The organism is Flavobacterium aquicola, assembly GCF_003385115.1.
Taxonomy (GTDB): domain Bacteria; phylum Bacteroidota; class Bacteroidia; order Flavobacteriales; family Flavobacteriaceae; genus Flavobacterium; species Flavobacterium aquicola.
Window position 1 is genome coordinate 61,489 of sequence record NZ_QUNI01000011.1, and the last position, 16,208, is coordinate 77,696.

Annotated in this window: 14 protein-coding genes; 8 read left to right on the forward strand and 6 right to left on the reverse strand. The window is 34.2% G+C overall.

Annotated features, from left to right (window positions below; genetic code table 11):
• Nucleotides 1-27 precede the first annotated feature (27 nt).
• The gene (locus C8P67_RS16715) at nucleotides 28-855 is read right to left on the reverse strand and encodes a universal stress protein (RefSeq protein ID WP_115814328.1); all 828 of its coding nucleotides are present in this window, start codon (nucleotides 853-855) and stop codon (nucleotides 28-30) included.
• A 197-nt stretch (nucleotides 856-1,052) separates the two neighbouring features.
• Between C8P67_RS16715 and mnmE the strand changes: the two genes are divergently transcribed.
• Nucleotides 1,053-2,462, forward strand: a complete 1,410-nt coding sequence (gene mnmE, locus C8P67_RS16720; RefSeq protein ID WP_115814329.1) for a tRNA uridine-5-carboxymethylaminomethyl(34) synthesis GTPase MnmE — start codon at nucleotides 1,053-1,055, stop codon at nucleotides 2,460-2,462.
• 96 nt (nucleotides 2,463-2,558) lie between these two features.
• Here mnmE and C8P67_RS16725 read toward each other — a convergent pair whose 3' ends face one another.
• From C8P67_RS16725 to ligD, 3 genes are all read right to left on the reverse strand, one after another.
• Nucleotides 2,559-3,296: an SDR family NAD(P)-dependent oxidoreductase gene (locus C8P67_RS16725; protein ID WP_115814330.1), complete on the reverse strand. Its 738-nt coding sequence runs from the start codon at nucleotides 3,294-3,296 to the stop codon at nucleotides 2,559-2,561.
• 77 nt (nucleotides 3,297-3,373) lie between these two features.
• Nucleotides 3,374-3,943, reverse strand: a complete 570-nt coding sequence (locus C8P67_RS16730) for a Crp/Fnr family transcriptional regulator (protein WP_115814331.1) — start codon at nucleotides 3,941-3,943, stop codon at nucleotides 3,374-3,376.
• Between the two features lie 92 nt (nucleotides 3,944-4,035).
• Nucleotides 4,036-6,594, reverse strand: coding sequence for a DNA ligase D (gene ligD / locus C8P67_RS16735; RefSeq protein WP_115814332.1), 2,559 nt, complete (start codon nucleotides 6,592-6,594; stop codon nucleotides 4,036-4,038).
• Between the two features lie 189 nt (nucleotides 6,595-6,783).
• On the opposite strand from ligD, the gene C8P67_RS16740 reads away from it, so the two are divergent.
• The 3 genes from C8P67_RS16740 (at nucleotide 6,784) to C8P67_RS16750 (ending at nucleotide 9,328) form a co-directional block, all read left to right on the forward strand.
• Nucleotides 6,784-6,939 carry a Rieske 2Fe-2S domain-containing protein gene (locus tag C8P67_RS16740; RefSeq protein WP_115814417.1) on the forward strand — a complete coding sequence of 52 codons (156 nt, stop codon included), beginning with the start codon at nucleotides 6,784-6,786 and terminating at the stop codon, nucleotides 6,937-6,939.
• Between the two features lie 123 nt (nucleotides 6,940-7,062).
• Nucleotides 7,063-8,829, forward strand: coding sequence for an ATP-binding protein (locus C8P67_RS16745; RefSeq protein WP_115814333.1), 1,767 nt, complete (start codon nucleotides 7,063-7,065; stop codon nucleotides 8,827-8,829).
• A 58-nt stretch (nucleotides 8,830-8,887) separates the two neighbouring features.
• Complete coding sequence (locus C8P67_RS16750) at nucleotides 8,888-9,328, forward strand: hypothetical protein (RefSeq protein WP_115814334.1); 441 nt, start codon at nucleotides 8,888-8,890, stop codon at nucleotides 9,326-9,328.
• A gap of 113 nt (nucleotides 9,329-9,441) precedes the next feature.
• On the opposite strand, the gene C8P67_RS16755 is transcribed toward C8P67_RS16750, so the two are convergent.
• Nucleotides 9,442-9,681 (reverse strand): hypothetical protein, encoded by a 240-nt coding sequence (locus C8P67_RS16755; RefSeq protein WP_115814335.1) that lies wholly within the window; start codon nucleotides 9,679-9,681, stop codon nucleotides 9,442-9,444.
• A gap of 223 nt (nucleotides 9,682-9,904) precedes the next feature.
• On the opposite strand from C8P67_RS16755, the gene C8P67_RS16760 reads away from it, so the two are divergent.
• The gene (locus tag C8P67_RS16760; RefSeq protein ID WP_115814336.1) at nucleotides 9,905-10,276 is read left to right on the forward strand and encodes a SpoIIAA family protein; all 372 of its coding nucleotides are present in this window, start codon (nucleotides 9,905-9,907) and stop codon (nucleotides 10,274-10,276) included.
• 244 nt (nucleotides 10,277-10,520) lie between these two features.
• Nucleotides 10,521-11,573 carry a glycoside hydrolase family 130 protein gene (locus C8P67_RS16765; RefSeq protein WP_115814337.1) on the forward strand — a complete coding sequence of 351 codons (1,053 nt, stop codon included), beginning with the start codon at nucleotides 10,521-10,523 and terminating at the stop codon, nucleotides 11,571-11,573.
• A gap of 16 nt (nucleotides 11,574-11,589) precedes the next feature.
• Here C8P67_RS16765 and C8P67_RS16770 read toward each other — a convergent pair whose 3' ends face one another.
• Complete coding sequence (locus C8P67_RS16770; RefSeq protein ID WP_115814338.1) at nucleotides 11,590-12,618, reverse strand: rod shape-determining protein; 1,029 nt, start codon at nucleotides 12,616-12,618, stop codon at nucleotides 11,590-11,592.
• A gap of 457 nt (nucleotides 12,619-13,075) precedes the next feature.
• Here C8P67_RS16770 and C8P67_RS16775 point away from each other — a divergent pair, with 457 nt between their 5' ends.
• Together C8P67_RS16775 and C8P67_RS16780 are read left to right on the forward strand one after the other, a co-directional pair.
• Nucleotides 13,076-13,552, forward strand: a complete 477-nt coding sequence (locus C8P67_RS16775) for a hypothetical protein (RefSeq protein WP_115814339.1) — start codon at nucleotides 13,076-13,078, stop codon at nucleotides 13,550-13,552.
• A 255-nt stretch (nucleotides 13,553-13,807) separates the two neighbouring features.
• A complete protein-coding gene (locus tag C8P67_RS16780; RefSeq protein WP_115814340.1) occupies nucleotides 13,808-16,177 on the forward strand; it encodes a GAF domain-containing protein in 2,370 nt (789 codons plus the stop codon).
• Nucleotides 16,178-16,208 lie beyond the last annotated feature (31 nt).

The following is a 16,208-nucleotide window of genomic DNA, read 5'->3' on the forward strand; positions in this document are numbered from 1 at the left end:
ATAAGCCTGAGGAAATTTAAATGCTGTTTATTTAACAGATAGAATTGGAATATTAATATTGACGGCCAATTTTTTGGAAAGGCTTACTTGAAATAATTTTTCAAAAAATCCTTTGTGAATAATATGTATAGCCAGCATGTTGATATTATTTTGCTGAATAAAATTTAAAATTGACCCTTCGACATCATCGCTCAAAACGGAATTAAAGTCTACGCCAGAATCTTTAAAAATATTTTTAAAATCGGTTACATAATCATCATTGTGTACTTTATGAGGCGGTTTTATGTTAAGACAATCGATGTGGGAATTCAGTATTTTAGCCAGATTTTTCGTTTTTTGCAAGGCCTCTATATCGTTAAAATGGTATTTTGTCGTAAAAAGTATTTTGTTAATTGGAGCAAACTGACAGTTTTCAGGCACGCCTAAAACTGTAACTTTGGATTCATCCATTATTTTGGTAAGTGTGGTACCTAAAAATATCTGCCTTAAATGAGTCGCTCCTTTTGTTCCCAAGACAATAAAATCGATATTCTCATCATCAGAAATCTTAAGCATTTCGGTAACCAGATTCCCCTGAATAAGCACATTACGGATTGGTATATGTCCCAAATCATTTGCTTGAGCAATGTTTCTCAAAATAGGAATTTCATCCTTATAGTTTTCGAATTCGCTCAGTTCCTCATACTCGTAAATTTCCTGTAAATAAATAGAAACATCCAAAAATGCCGGCGAATCCAATGCATAAACATGCAAAGTTATAATCTCGGCATCAACCGCATCGGCTAGTTTCAATGCATAAATAAATGCGTTTTTGGACACGTCTGAAAAATCAGTTGGAAATAATATCTTCTTCATATCTATCTAATTTACTGATTGTCAATAATTCATAAATTTACAAAATTTCATACAGATAAAGTATGATAATTATCAATTAGATTTATATAATTTGACGATATGCTTCGAGTTTGCTGTTTAGAGTAGTTTGATATTTTGGAGTTTCTATTACTATTGTCAATCACTAATAATGCTTACTTTTGCATAAATTTCCTGTTATGATTCAAAACGATTCCATAGTTGCCTTAGCCACTCCTTCTGGAGCTGGTGCCATTGCCATCATACGTATTTCGGGCGAAAACGCCATCGCTATAGGTAATTCGGTTTTTAGATCCATAAAAAACAAGGATTTGACTAAACAGAAATCTCATACATTACATTTGGGCCATATAATTGAAGGCCAAAAAACATTGGACGAGGTTTTGATTTCCGTTTTTAAAGGTCCAAATTCATATACAGGCGAAAACACCATCGAGATTTCTTGTCATGGTTCTACTTATATTCAGCAGCAAATCATTCAATTATTACTGAGAAAAGGCTGTAGAATGGCTGATGCAGGCGAATTTACCTTAAGAGCATTCCTAAATGGAAAACTTGATTTATCTCAAGCAGAAGCTGTAGCAGATTTAATTTCGTCAGATAACGAAGCGTCACACCAAATTGCAATGCAGCAAATGCGAGGCGGTTTCTCTAACGAAATTGCCAAACTACGCGAGGAATTATTGAATTTTGCTTCCTTAATTGAACTTGAATTAGACTTTGCCGAAGAAGATGTAGAATTTGCCGACAGAACACAATTCCATGAATTATTAAACCGAATTGAATTTGTACTTAAACGTCTAATCGATTCATTTGCTGTTGGAAATGTAATTAAAAACGGAATCCCAGTCGCTATTGTCGGTGAACCAAATGTAGGAAAATCGACTTTATTGAACGCATTATTAAACGAAGAACGTGCCATCGTTTCGGAGATTGCCGGAACTACCCGCGACACTATTGAAGATGAATTAGTAATAGGCGGAATTGGTTTTAGATTTATTGACACAGCAGGAATTCGAGAAACACAAGATGTCGTGGAAAGCATTGGAATCAAGAAAACTTTCGAAAAAATTGAACAGGCTCAGGTTGTTTTATTATTGGTTGATGGTTCTAAGCTGATCGTTGATGGTTTAGCGCCAATAAAAATTGAAATTGAGAAAATAAAAAACAAATATCCTTTAAAACCTTTAGTGGTAATCATCAACAAAAAAGATATTATTCCTGAAGAAATGATTAATAATTTTCACCAAGAACTAACAACCGAGAACAATCAGCTGTCAACATTATTTATTTCTGCAAAACAAAAAATTGGTGTCGATGATTTAAAGAATGAGTTGCTGTCTTTTGTCAACACTGGTGCTTTACGTAATAATGAAACCATCGTAACTAACACAAGACATTACGATTCTTTATTAAAGGCTCTAGACGAAATCCAGAAAGTAAAATTTGGTTTAGAAACAAATCTTTCCAGTGATTTAATTGCCTTAGATATCAAGGAAGCTTTGTATCAATTTGGGTTGATTACGGGTCAGGTTTCTAATGATGAACTGCTGGGGAATATTTTTGCTAATTTCTGCATTGGGAAGTAACTAAAAAATATAACCTTCGATATAAAGCAAAAAGCCACTATAGAAGTGGCTTTTTGCTTTATAGCTTTTTGGCTGAATTACAGAGCAAAACATTAATTACCAAGGACTTTCTTCGCTTTCATCTTCAATATCATTACTGAAAAATTTTCCTGTTGGTCCGTTTTCGTCAATATAGGTATGCTTGATTATAAAACCTGCGGCACTTTCTACACTTCCTGGACCGCTAAAATGATTAAAATCTGTTGCCGTATAACCTGGATCAATTGCATTCACTGCAAAAGGCAGATCTCTTAATTCATAGGCCAATGTGACTGTAAAAGCATTTAAAGCTGTTTTAGATGAAACATAAGAAACTGCTTTTATAGCATAATATTTCCATGCAGGATCACTGTGTAAAGTAAGTGAACCAAGACCGGAAGTTATGTTGCTGATTCTTGGAGTATCTGATTTCTTTAGCAATTCAAGAAATATCTGAGTAACCCGAATAACGCCAAAAAAGTTGGTATCGAATGTTTTTTGAATGCTTTCGACAGCAGTTGTTGAAGCATCCTGAGGAACGTCTCCTAAAACTCCAGCGTTATTTATTAGAATATCTAATTTGCCCCGCTCCTTTTCAATGATATCTTTGGCCACCAAAATACTCTCTTCATTGGTAACATCAATCTGAATGGCCTTGATATTACTAAACCCATTTTGAGTTAAATCTTTTACTGCTTCTTCTCCTTTTTGAAGGTCACGGGCTCCTAAATAAACGAATAACCCTTTTTTTGAAAGCTGTTTGGCTGTTTCTAAACCAATGCTTCTATTTGCTCCAGTAATTAATGCTGTTTTCATTTTTTATCATTTAAAATTTATTTTACAAAGCTCCGTCGATAAAAACTGAAAACATTTGTCATTTGGCAAAAAGCAGTTTAACGAATATTTTTTCTTATTCTACTCAAAGAAGATTGCGTGATTCCGAGGTAAGAAGCTAGATACGAAAGCGGAATACGATTTAGAATTTTGGGGTATTTTTCCATGAAAGACAAATAACGGGTCGTAGCATCTTCTGAAACCAGCGGACTTCTTCTGTCAATTTTCTGCATCAGAGCTCGTGCAATAATTTTGTGCACTATGGCATCCCAGCCCACAATGGTGTTTAGCAGTTCCTCCCAATCTGATTTCGAAAATACGATAAGTTTACAATCGGTAACGGCCTGAACATACGCCGACGAACAAATACTATTTTGAAAACTTTCTAAATCTACCACAAGATTGTTTTCATCAATAAAATATTTGGTGATTTCCTCGCCTTTATTGTCATAATAACAAACTCTCATGACGCCGTCTAAAACAAAGCCAACCTGTGTAGAAATTTTACCAGCCTCAGAAAAATAATCGTCTTTACGAATCTCTAATTCTGTTGCTTTTCCTGTAATTAACTCGATTTGCTGCTGGTTTAAATTACCATACTGCAAAATAAAATTTACCAATTCTTTCATACGGGAAAGTTAGGAATAACTTTTTATTGACAATTTGCCATATGGCAAAAAAATTCAAGTTCAGCACATAACTGAAAAGAGTGTTTAATTACTTAAGAAATATTCTCGATTACAGCCTTAATATCGGCACCTTTTCCTAAAACGGGTTTCCATAAATCGCCTTTTTTCTCAAAACGTTTTATTACATTTTTGATCGTAAACTGCGAAGGCGACAGTTTAGCATTGACCTCACTCCATTCCAGCGGTGTTGAAACTGTTGCGCCAGGCTTTGGCCGTACCGAATATGGAGCAACAAGCGTCTGCCCTTTTCTATTTTGCAGATAGTCGATATATATTTTGTGATTTCGTTTCTTGATGCTTCGTTCCAATGTGGTTGTTTCCGGCAGTTTTGAATTGACTACGCGGGCAATAAGCTCGGCAAATAATTTCACCGAATCATAATCATATTTGCCTCCCAGCGGTATATAAACATGAAGCCCAGAAGCACCTGAAGTCTTACAATAACATTCTGTTTCAAAGCTGTCCATAACTTCCTTGACTGCGAGGGCTGTTTTTACGACTTCTTTAAAATCATCTTTTTCAGGATCGATATCGATTACAACCCAATCTGGATTGTCTATATGTCTGATTGTTGAATTCCAGGGATTAATATCAATACAGCCTAGATTTGCCATAAACAATAAAGTCGCTTTATCATTACAGATTAGATAATCAATCGCTGCATTATTAGACTCCGAAAAAATCTTCTCGGTTTTAAGCCAAGAAGGAATTTTGTCCAGATCAACATCTTTCTGATAAAAACCAGTTTGGTTTATACCGCTGGGAAAACGATACATCGACTGTGGCCGGTCTTTTAAATATGGTAGAATTAAATCTGAAATTTCGCTGTAATAGTTTACTACATCTCCTTTTGTAACAGCGTCATCCGGAAAATAAATTTTGTTCTGATTGGTCAAATGAAGCGTTGTTTTACCGACTTTTAAATCGTAATCATTTTCCGTTTCGGCTGATTCTTTCTTTTCCATTTCTTCTTTATTTTGTTCCATAACAGTTTCTTTATTTTTTCCTGCAAAAGACACTTCTTTGGCTTTTTTATCAATCCGCAATCCTAAATATACTGGCTGGCGCAGATGATTATCCTGCGTCCATTCGGCAAATTTTACTTGGCAGATGAATTTTGGTTTTATCCACTGAATCTTGTCCCGAAGCGGTACTTTTTCTTCCAGTGGCGATTCCTTAATAAAATGAGGAGCGAATTTGGCGTGTAGTTCTTTGAGCGTTTCTTGTGTAAAACCAGTGCCGCATTTGCCAATAAATTTTAATATACCGTTTTCATATTGCCCCAGCAACAGTGCGCCAAAATAGCTGCGTGAGTTTTTAGGTTCAGTAATTCCTATAATGACGGCTTCTTCCTGCTGGGATAATTTTATTTTGAGCCAATCACCAGTTCGTTTTCCTATGCTGTAAACACTGTCAGCCTTTTTGGCGATGATTCCCTCGCTTTCCTTTTTGGCGGCAAGCGCTAAAAAATCTATCCCTTTTTCGTGAATATGATCAGAATAAAAAACGGCCGAGAATTTAAACTTTGCCAAAAGCAGTTGCAGCAGTTCTTTCCGTTCCAATAAAGTCAATTGGGTGGTGTCGCTGCCATCAAGGTTTAAAATATCAAAGACATAATATTTGATTTTCCCTTTTCCGGTTTTCAGATAATTCTGCAGTAATTGAAAATTAGAACGGCCAGATTCATCCTCTACTACCACTTCTCCATCCAAAATCACCCGATGATTCAGTTTTTGAAGATCATCGGCAACAGCCTTAAAATTTTTGGTGAATGAAATCTCATTTCTGCTGAAGAGCTGTACATTTTCATCATTAATAACAGCAAGAGTGCGATAGCCGTCGTATTTGTTTTCAAAAACCCAATCGGCATTGTCAAAAGGTTTTTCAACCAGACCTGCTAACATTGGTTTATGAAAAACAAGTGCTTCTTTTGAAGAATTATTTTTTATGTCAACTCCAGCTTTGGCATCATTTAACTGTTTTTTACCAACAATTTTTTCTTTCACATTTTTTGCTTTCTGCTTTTCTAGAATGTCAAGACTGAGTTTTGAAATAACCGATTTGTCTTTAACAAGAATATCGTCCTTAGAAACATATTTGTCTTCTTTTTTGATAAGAAGCCAAGCATTTTCCTGTTTGCCTTTTAATTTGACCAATGAGAAATCACCTTTCAGTTTTTTACCTTTTAGCGTAAAGCTCAAATGTCCTTTTGCTAAATCTGCTAATAGTTTATTTTCGGCAGTTCCTTTGAAATCTTCATCAGACGGAAGATAGATTCCATTATCCCAGACAATTACATTTCCCGCACCATAATTGCCTTCGGGAATGTTTCCTTCAAAATCTTTATAGCTGTAAGGATGATCTTCGACCATCATTGCCAAACGTTTTATTTCGGGATCTAATGAGGGACCTTTTGGAACGGCCCAACTCTTTAAAACTCCCTCCATTTCCAACCGAAAATCATAATGCAGATGAGACGCTGCGTGCTTCTGCACCACGAAAATTAATTCAGATTCTGATCTGTCCACTTTACCCTGAGGTTCATCGGTAGCAGTGAAATTGCGTTTTTGATTATACTTTTGAAGTGACATACCTTTTCTGTTTATTACGTACCAAATTTAGAATGTCACCACTACAATAATTTACATAATTATATATTGAGTTTATAATATTCAGCACTTTATGGCAATCCTATAAGGTTTCATATTAAAGTTGTAAGCTTCTTTTTTAAGGCTTTAAGTAATTTTGATAAAAATATTTTAAAATTATTTTTCGCTTAAATCAAAACTTATGGAAAGCATTTAGGCTGTGTTGTTAAATGGAATACAGATGAAAAAACCTTTGACTGTCCTTGTCACGAATCCAGATTCGTAGCTGATGGAACAGTGAAGAATGGTCCCGCTGTGAAAAATCTATCTAAAATTAATATCAAATAAAATCTGACGTTCACAAAATATAACTAAATCTCTAAAACCATATAAATAATTTTTGACTGATGACCAATATGATGAAAATCATTTCAAGTGAGTAAAAAGTTAACCCATGAAAAAATATTGTAAATGAATAATTTCTACATTAATAATAAAAAAGAAACAGTGCTTACATTTTTGTTTGTAATTGCTCTTATTATATTATCTGTGCTAATTGCTGTTTTTTATCAAAAAATTAAAGCGACTACTGAAAGTGAAAATAAGATAATGCAGTCTTATAATGTACATTTAGCTATCATTGAATTAGTTTCTAATATCAATGAAGTCGAAATTAAACAGCGTGATTTTATAACTGAAAAAGACAGTTTAACTGCCGCTCATTATAACAGCACCTTGATAAAACTTCAAAATTCATATAGAAATTTAGAACTAAAGCTTAAAGATGATTTTTCGCAGAAAAAAAATATTAGTATTCTAAATGAATACATAAATAAAAAATTTCCCCCGCTGGCAGTGCCAATCGAACAGTATAGTATTGAAAAATTTAAACTTAATACTGAAAAGAACAAGAATGTACTTACCGTATTGTTACTGCATATAAATATGATGAAAGGCATGGGGATTTTTAAATTAGCCACAGTTCAGGCAAGCCATAAATATGACAAGACACTCCCTCCGCTTTTCTTTTTATGGACATCGTTCCTAACTGTTTTAATAATCAGCGGTGCGTATTGGAAAATCCAAACTGGATATAAAAACCTAAAAAAAACAAATAATCAATTAATTACCAATAAAATAATCTATGAATATTCTGAAGAAATTGGTCAGCTGAGCCATTTTTATACCAATGTCCTTTCAGACAAAATATATTTTTCAAAAAACAGCTATAAAATGCTTGGAAGTTCTTTTGAAGAATTTCCTTCTTTATCAAAATTTATTGATTTCGTGCATCCTGATGACCGCCATTTGGTAAAAGAAATGCAGCAAAAAATAATAGAGGGACAAAACGCTTTTATTTATTATTTCAGAATTATTAGAAAGGATGGACAATTACGGTATATAAAAGTTACTGCAAAAACGATTTCAGATTTGTTCAAAGAAACAATTCTGATGGGAATTTACGTAGATATAACCGATGAGCTGAAAAAAGCCAAGGAGCTTGAAGAGAAAGTCTTCGACCTAGAAATTTCAAACAAGGAATTGTCTGCATTCAACTATGTGGCAAGCCATGATTTACAAGAACCTCTGCGCAAAGTACAATTGTTTGTCTCCCGAATCAGAACAGAGCATTACGATTTATTTCCAGCAGGTTTAAAACAGTCATTCAGCAGAATAGAAGCCGCGACAAAAAGAATGGAAAGATTAATCAATGATCTGCTTGTATTTTCCCGTTCTAATAAACTGGATAAAGAATTTATAAAAACAGATTTAAATGACATTCTAAAAAATACTATTCAGGATTTTGATGAATTACTAAAAGAAAAGAAAACTGATATAATTGGAGGAATACTGCCTACAGTTGATGCTATTCCTTTTCAAATGCAGCAGCTTTTTAATAACATAATAAGTAATTCATTAAAATATGCCAAAGAAAATATACCGCTGGTAATTTCTATTTCGACCAAAATAGTTTCTGGGGACGAAATTCCAAAACTTAGAAATAGAACATTGAAATACTATCAAATATCTTTTACAGACAACGGTATAGGATTCGATCAGCAATATGCCGAAAGTATTTTCACCATATTTAGCCGTCTTCATGACGAAAGCAAATATACTGGTACAGGCATTGGTCTTGCTATATGCAAAAAAATAGTTGATAATCATAAAGGAACCATTTCTGCTGAAGGACTAACAAATAATGGTGCAGTTTTTCATGTGTTTTTACCTGTGTAGCAAACAGTTTATTACAGATGATTTTAAAGGAATAACTGTTGGATAACAAATAAAAAATATGGAAAATGTTGATAAAGTAATCGTAATATTAAAGGATCTTTTGAGTAATCTTCAGAACTGTACTTCGAAATATAACCTAGCATCGGCAAGCGAAGAATATATTTCCATAAAGGAATCATTGCTGATTTACTCGCGTGAACGGTCATTTTATCAGCTCCAGCTGCAGCATGAAATTGAAAATTTGGTGAAGCGGGCTAACCTTGATCCCGAAGAATCTCTGACGAAAAAATCATCTGATAATCTGGAAGAAGTTTTCAGTCTTCAATTATTTTTTCCAGCATGCATTGAAGCAGAGGAAAAACTCATTCAGAACTATAAATTGGCACTGCATGAAATTAAACTTGATGCAGCACTTTCATTACTGCTTCAAAACCAGCTAGAAGGAATAGAGAAGTCATTAATCCAGATTAGATATCAGCAAAGTTTAAACTTACAATAAACCTAAAAATGACCATATTTATTCTGTCGCCAAAAAACAAAAGTCCTCTAGAACTTATGCCTAAAGGACTTCAAAATAGACAGAACATATCATCATAAAATCGTTTTTTTAATTTACTTATTTGATGTTTTTGTAGTATCTACTATTGGATCATTCTGCTGCGTACCGCTGTTGCTGTCAGTCCCTGAAGTTATGGTATCAGAAGCGTTTTTATTTGTTCCTGAAATTACTGCTGTTGTATCTGACTCAATCATCAGGTCATCTGTGTTTGCAGCTGTATTGGATTTACAAGCAAATAGAAATGAAGCTATAAGCGCAATCGCTGCTAATTTTGATTTGAATACTGTTTTCATGATTTCATTTTTTTAAATTAATGTATAATCCAAATGTATAAGCCTTCCTATAAGAAAAGCTGCAGATTTTCCTGTTTATTTTATATAATTCAACAGGATTATTAATTGATTTTTAGATATTTAAAATAGTATTAGGAACGAATTCTATTAAATTTCTCGAGAATTATATAATTCCTTAATACTATACAGTACTTACATTTATTCAAAACTAAATACTTTAATTATGATACAGTTAGAAAGTAATACTCCAAGTAATGTTGCTGCATTCCGAGCAACAGGAGAAGTAACAAAAGAAGACTACGAAAATGTAGTAATACCAGAAGTCGAGCGTGTTATATCATCCATCGGCCATATTAATTTTCTATTATATCTCGATACAGCGATAGAAAATTTTACTGCGGGCGCTTGGGTTCAGGACGCTTTATTAGGACTGAAAAATATTGCCAAATGGAATCGGGCAGCAATCGTAACTGACTCCGATACTGCTATAACTTTTACCAATGGATTCAGTTATTTTGTTCCGGGAGAATTTAAAGGTTTTAAAAAAGAACAATATAACGAAGCCGTAACCTGGGTTTCAGAAGAAACTCTTTAAAGAAAATTATTTAAATCAGATGGTGTAGCTGCATATGTTACAGCTGCACCATTTTTATAGGAGCAATAAGTTTAGACTTTTCTTTATTCTGTTGCATACAGTCTATAAATAATCCTCGATGGGAATTTTGTAAAATTCGATTTAAAATTCATAAAACGTTATCCGTTTTAATTGTTTTACTTTATTAGAACTATCCAAAAAGTGAAGGACAGCTATTAAATTTTAATAACTAAAAAAAACATTTATGAGCGATATCGCCCGCCGTTTTCCAGAGAATCCTTTATTAATGCCAAAAGACTTAAAGTCAAGTACCGCTGAAATGCAGATTATCAGCCTGCTCAACCCTGGCGTATTTCAATTTGAAAATAAAATCTGGCTATTGGTAAGGGTGGCCGAATCGGTTGCTCAAAAGGAAGGCGTTGTCTTTTTTCCAATTGTCAATAAATTAGGGAAAATAGAAATCATAGAAATACCGCTTAATGACCCAGATTTAATAGCAAATGATGTTAGGGTAATTAATTACAAAGGGCTTGATTACCTAACTACTATCTCACACTTGAGATTAGTCTGCAGTACAGATGGAGTAAATTTTCATGAACCCGAAAATACAGAAATTATAATGGGTTCCGGAATTCTAGAGCAGTTTGGTATTGAAGACTGCCGAGTAAGTAAAATTGGAGAAACCTATTATCTCACCTACACCGCCGTTTCAGAAAATGGTGTCGGTGTGGGATTACGTACTACCAAAAACTGGCAGCATTTTGAATCAGCAGGAATGATTCTGCCGCCTCATAATAAGGACTGTGCAATTTTTGAAGAGCTTATTAATGGCAAATATTATGCTTTGCACCGTCCTTCAAGTCCGCAGATTGGCGGTAATTATATTTGGCTTGCTGAATCTCACGACGGTATTCATTGGGGAAACCATAAGTGCATTATAAAAACACGCCAAGGACAATGGGACAGCGCCAGAGTGGGTGCCGGCGCAGCACCAATACGAACTGAAAAAGGATGGCTGGAAATTTACCACGGTGCAGATGCTGACAATAGATATTGTCTGGGAGCATTCCTTATGGATCTGGAAAACCCTTCCCAGGTAATTGCCCGCTCGCTCGATCCAATAATGATGCCCAAGGAAAACTACGAGCTCAGCGGTTTTTTTGGTTATGTAGTTTTTACAAACGGTCATATTGTGAATGGGGATTTACTAACAATATATTACGGAGCCGCCGATGAATTTGTCTGCGGTGCTCATTTTTCGATTGCTGAGATTTTATCTGGACTTTCAATAGTGTAATTAGTATACAGACCTATTATTTTATCAGTACGCTTTTATACTTATCTATATCTTTTAAGACAATACCAGTCCCAATAACAACTGCTCTTAAAGGATCCTGCGCGATAAAAACAGGCAGTTCGGTCTTCTTTGAGATCCTTTGGTCAAGACCGCGAAGCATTGCTCCTCCTCCTGCAAGATACAATCCTGTATTGTAAATGTCAGCAGCCAATTCTGGGGGCGTCAATGAAAGAGTGACCATAATAGCATCTTCTATTCGTTGTATAGATTTATCCAGAGCTTTTGCAATTTCCCTAAAACTTACGATGACCTCCTTTGGTTTCCCGGTAAGCAAATCCCTTCCTCGGACTGTAATATCATCTGGCGCATCTTCAAGATCTTCTGTGGCAGCACCAACATCAATTTTTATGGCCTCGGCAGTCGCTTCTCCAACATACAGATTATGATGTGTCCTCATATAATATACTATATCATTTGTAAAAACATCACCAGCAATTTTTATCGATTTATCACAATTTATTCCTCCCAGAGCAATAACAGCAATTTCTGTGGTACCTCCTCCAATATCTACAATGATATGGCCTTTTGGCTGCATGACATCGATTCCAATTCCGATAGCAGCTGCCATAGGTTCATGAATCAAAAACACTTCTTTACCGTTTACGCGTTCGCATGATTCTTTTACTGCTCTCATTTCAACCTCAGTAATGCCGCTGGGAATGCACACTACCATCCGGAGCGCGGGAGTAAAAAAACTTCTCTTTAATTCAGGTATGCTTTTTATAAACCAATTAATCATTTTCTCTGATGCATCAAAATCTGCAATAACTCCATCTTTCAACGGCCTGATTGTTCGAATGTTTTCATGTGTCTTGCCCTGCATTAAATTGGCCTCTTTTCCTACTGCAATAATTTTCCCATTTCTAATATCTCTTGCTACAATCGACGGACTGTCGACTACGATTTTTCCATCATAATATATTAACGTATTTGCTGTTCCCAAATCCATAGCTATCTCCGCCGTCATAAAATTAAATGCCCCCATATATAGTTTTGTTTATATAAGGAACGTTGTTGTTACTGTTTTATTCTGATAAAAAACCAAATTCAAGGCAATCCCGCATGATATATATCTAATAGCGGAAATTTTATGTTTTTAAAATTCAGAAGATTTTTACATACCCAATAGTATACCCTGCGAACGCTGCCTTTGCTAAACACTCTTAAGATGATTTGAAGCTATGCTGTCAAGACACCGCCATGTTTTAAATAGTAGTATTAAAATAATACAAATACTCATTAAAAATTTAATATAAAACACTAAATTTTTAATAATGTTTATTAAAATTTTAAACAAAAAGTTTAAACTTTTAAATAATAAATAATAAATTTTAATGAGCATTATTAAAATTTTAATTATATGAAATAAAATTTTGAATCAAATACTTAAAATTTTAAACAATTTGCTTAATTTTAGATAAAATATTCAAATAAAATACCGTATGCCAATAGACAATTTAGGTAAAGTTCATTTTTCGGACAAACAGATTCACGATATAAACCAGGCCTTGGCCGTTTTGACTACAGCTTTAGAGGACATGTCTGTAAATCTTACTCCGGCAGAGCATCGAAAATATGGAAGAGTAAAAGAGAAGAACAAATTACTGATCGACAAGGTAAAAAACTACCATGATAATGTCCCTCAATTGAGCTCTACCGAGGTGGACTGGGAGGAATTTAATCGTGATTATAACAATCGTTTCCAAGCTTCGCAAATGCTGTTCAAAATAAAATCGATCGAAAACCAGCTCATAAATATTAAAATAGTGGGCGATTACGACAATTATACCGATGCCCTGAGGGATTATCAATATGCTAAATACAAAAACAGGTTTGCTTCTGAGCATGGCTACGAAAGAAAAATCGATGATATGGCAGTGTTTTTCCCTCGGACAGGAATAACCAAAAAGAAGATTTAAGAGACTCAATTAGCTGCTTTTAAAAAAAATTAGCCACGAATTACACCAATTGTCACTAATTCTCATAGAAATTGAAATCGAATTAGACGAATTCTATCAGCTTTAATAATTCGAGTAATTAACACGTTATAATTCGTGATTCATTAGTGAATTTGTGGCGGAAACTTTTAAAAGCGATTGCCCTGAGCATTCGCAAAAAAAAATCAGCCAATAAAAAACAATTCGTATTTTTGTTTTCTGACATCTTTGCTCATCATGAATACTACTCCTTTTACAAAAAGCCCATTCCAAACGCTGATTTCCTTTCATAAACTGATCGAAAACTTAGAGGAAATTGCTGCAACCAATGTGGATTACCGCTCTAATTATGCCAAAGCATTGCTAAAAGAAATAGAACCCTATCCAGAGTTTAAAGACGGAATTACCGATTTTAGTTTTATAAAAAAGCACGAAGAACTAATTCACAATTTACTGGCAGACCTCTTCCCTACTGCCTTAACTCATAATGAGATAAAAGCGGTTACTATTCCGTTTCAAAATGTAACTTTTAATTATACCGAAAGATTTAAAAAAATTCTTCAAAATGCAGGAATGACATTTGACATAGAAATACGTGATTTTGAAGAAGATCAATTTTATATTCTCAATTGCATTCTGATTTTGAACGCATGCTATGGTCAGAATTTTGATTTCAACAAACCTTTATTCTATGATATCCCGACAGCAGCCGGCATTATGTATCATTACAGAATTTTATATAATGCCGATTTTATTGAAATTATTCCAACCCAAAATACTCCGTTAATTACTCAGGAGGATATCACTCTTTTGATGAATAACTTTGATAATATCGATCTATGGAAAGAAAAATTTCCGCAGGGAAGCTGGATTTTAAAAGGTTTCGGTATAGTAAGCCTTTTTGATGTAACCCGAGAAAGTTCGGTTTCTGATTTAAAAAGTAATCTTTTGAGAGTAAAATCTACTCAGCCTCAATCAAGTGTAAGTTTTGAATCAATTTTCAAATCTATTTTTAAAATCCCTGATTTGGGAGTTGGTTTCATTTTATATGATGAGGAAGAAGAAAAATTTACCATTCCGCCTTATAATGACAAGGTGACCAAAAGCTATCTGCTTAACGGTATTGACGAAATGAAATGTAAAAACGGCATTTACGGTCATTGTTTTACAGCTGTTTTAGAAGATAAAAAAAACATAATCATTTCTGATGTAGAACAATTTGCTTCAATTCCAGAAAATGAAAAACTAGGAAATCATCTGCTGCAGCAAAACATCCGCAGCTGCATTTTTGCACCCGTTATAAAGGACGATACTCTTCTCGGAATTATAGAATTGGTTTCCTCACAGCCTACCGCTTTAAACAGTATTAATGCTATCAATTTAGATTTATTTTTACCTTACCTGGTCGATAATCTAGAAGGTTATAAAACCGATAAACAAAACCAGATTGAAGCCATTATACAAAGGGAATATACTGCTATTCACTCCAGTGTATATTGGAAATTCAAGCGTGAAGCACTAAAATATTTTGAGTCCAACTCTCCAACTAAAGATTATATTTTTAAAGAAATCATTTTTAAAGAAGTCTATCCTTTATACGGGCAGATTGATATAAAAGGTTCATCAGAACATCGTAATAAAACGGTAAAAGAGGATCTGAAAAATCAATTAGAAACTCTTATCAATCTCTTTGAAAGTCAAAAATCTAATGAAAGTTTTGTTTTGCTGGAACAAAGAATATTTGAATTACAATCATTCAATGCCGAACTCGATACCTCTTTAAAAGCAGATACAGAACAGCAGATCCAGAATTATATTGAAACCGAAATTCATCCTATCCTAAGAAACACAACGATGGATACTGAAGATGAAACTGCAAAACAAAACTATTTTGAAAGCCTCGATGAAAAAACAGGAATGTTCTATCATTCACGAAAGAAGTTTGATAATACCATGTCAATTATCAACAAAAAGTTGGCTGTTATTTTAGACCAAAAACAAATAGAAGCACAGCAGATTTATCCGCATTACTATGAACGTTTTAAAACTGATGGTGTAGAGCATAATCTTTATATTGGCGCATCTATTGCCCCGGCAAAACCATTTGATAATTTGTATTTAAATAATTTAAGACTGTGGCAGTTGCAGACATTATGCGAAATGGAACTGGAACACCATCAGCTCAAAGCTACTTTGCCGTATGAACTAGATGTTACATCACTGATTTTAGTATTCAGTTCCCCTATTTCTATTCGTTTTAGGATGGATGAGAAACGCTTTGATGTCGATGGAACTTACAACGCTCGCTATGAAGTAGTAAAAAAACGCATTGACAAAGCAACCATAAAAGGCACTAAAGAAAGAATTACACAAAAAGAAAAGATCACTATTGTATATTCTCACAACTCGGAACAAAACGAATATCTAAAATACATCAAATACCTGCAGTTCAAAAAAATACTGGAACCTGCTATTGAACAATTTGAAGTTGAAGAACTTCAGGGTGTGTCAGGCTTGCGGGCCATTCGGGTGAAAGTCATCAATACTAATCTTACTGATGAGGTACATACCAATACATATCAGGATTTAATCAACGAACAAAATTAAAACTTATAAAACTTACCTTTAATTATATAAA

What these genes read in the sequence shown, in the direction of transcription:
- C8P67_RS16715 (WP_115814328.1), bottom strand. Translation starts at nt 855, where the DNA reads ATGAAGAAGATATTATTTCCAACTGATTTTTCAGACGTGTCCAAAAAC.
- mnmE (WP_115814329.1), top strand. Translation starts at nt 1,053, where the DNA reads ATGATTCAAAACGATTCCATAGTTGCCTTAGCCACTCCTTCTGGAGCT.
- C8P67_RS16725 (WP_115814330.1), bottom strand. Translation starts at nt 3,296, where the DNA reads ATGAAAACAGCATTAATTACTGGAGCAAATAGAAGCATTGGTTTAGAA.
- C8P67_RS16730 (WP_115814331.1), bottom strand. Translation starts at nt 3,943, where the DNA reads ATGAAAGAATTGGTAAATTTTATTTTGCAGTATGGTAATTTAAACCAG.
- ligD (WP_115814332.1), bottom strand. Translation starts at nt 6,594, where the DNA reads ATGTCACTTCAAAAGTATAATCAAAAACGCAATTTCACTGCTACCGAT.
- C8P67_RS16745 (WP_115814333.1), top strand. Translation starts at nt 7,063, where the DNA reads ATGAATAATTTCTACATTAATAATAAAAAAGAAACAGTGCTTACATTT.
- C8P67_RS16750 (WP_115814334.1), top strand. Translation starts at nt 8,888, where the DNA reads ATGGAAAATGTTGATAAAGTAATCGTAATATTAAAGGATCTTTTGAGT.
- C8P67_RS16755 (WP_115814335.1), bottom strand. Translation starts at nt 9,681, where the DNA reads ATGAAAACAGTATTCAAATCAAAATTAGCAGCGATTGCGCTTATAGCT.
- C8P67_RS16760 (WP_115814336.1), top strand. Translation starts at nt 9,905, where the DNA reads ATGATACAGTTAGAAAGTAATACTCCAAGTAATGTTGCTGCATTCCGA.
- C8P67_RS16765 (WP_115814337.1), top strand. Translation starts at nt 10,521, where the DNA reads ATGAGCGATATCGCCCGCCGTTTTCCAGAGAATCCTTTATTAATGCCA.
- C8P67_RS16770 (WP_115814338.1), bottom strand. Translation starts at nt 12,618, where the DNA reads ATGGGGGCATTTAATTTTATGACGGCGGAGATAGCTATGGATTTGGGA.
- C8P67_RS16775 (WP_115814339.1), top strand. Translation starts at nt 13,076, where the DNA reads ATGCCAATAGACAATTTAGGTAAAGTTCATTTTTCGGACAAACAGATT.
- C8P67_RS16780 (WP_115814340.1), top strand. Translation starts at nt 13,808, where the DNA reads ATGAATACTACTCCTTTTACAAAAAGCCCATTCCAAACGCTGATTTCC.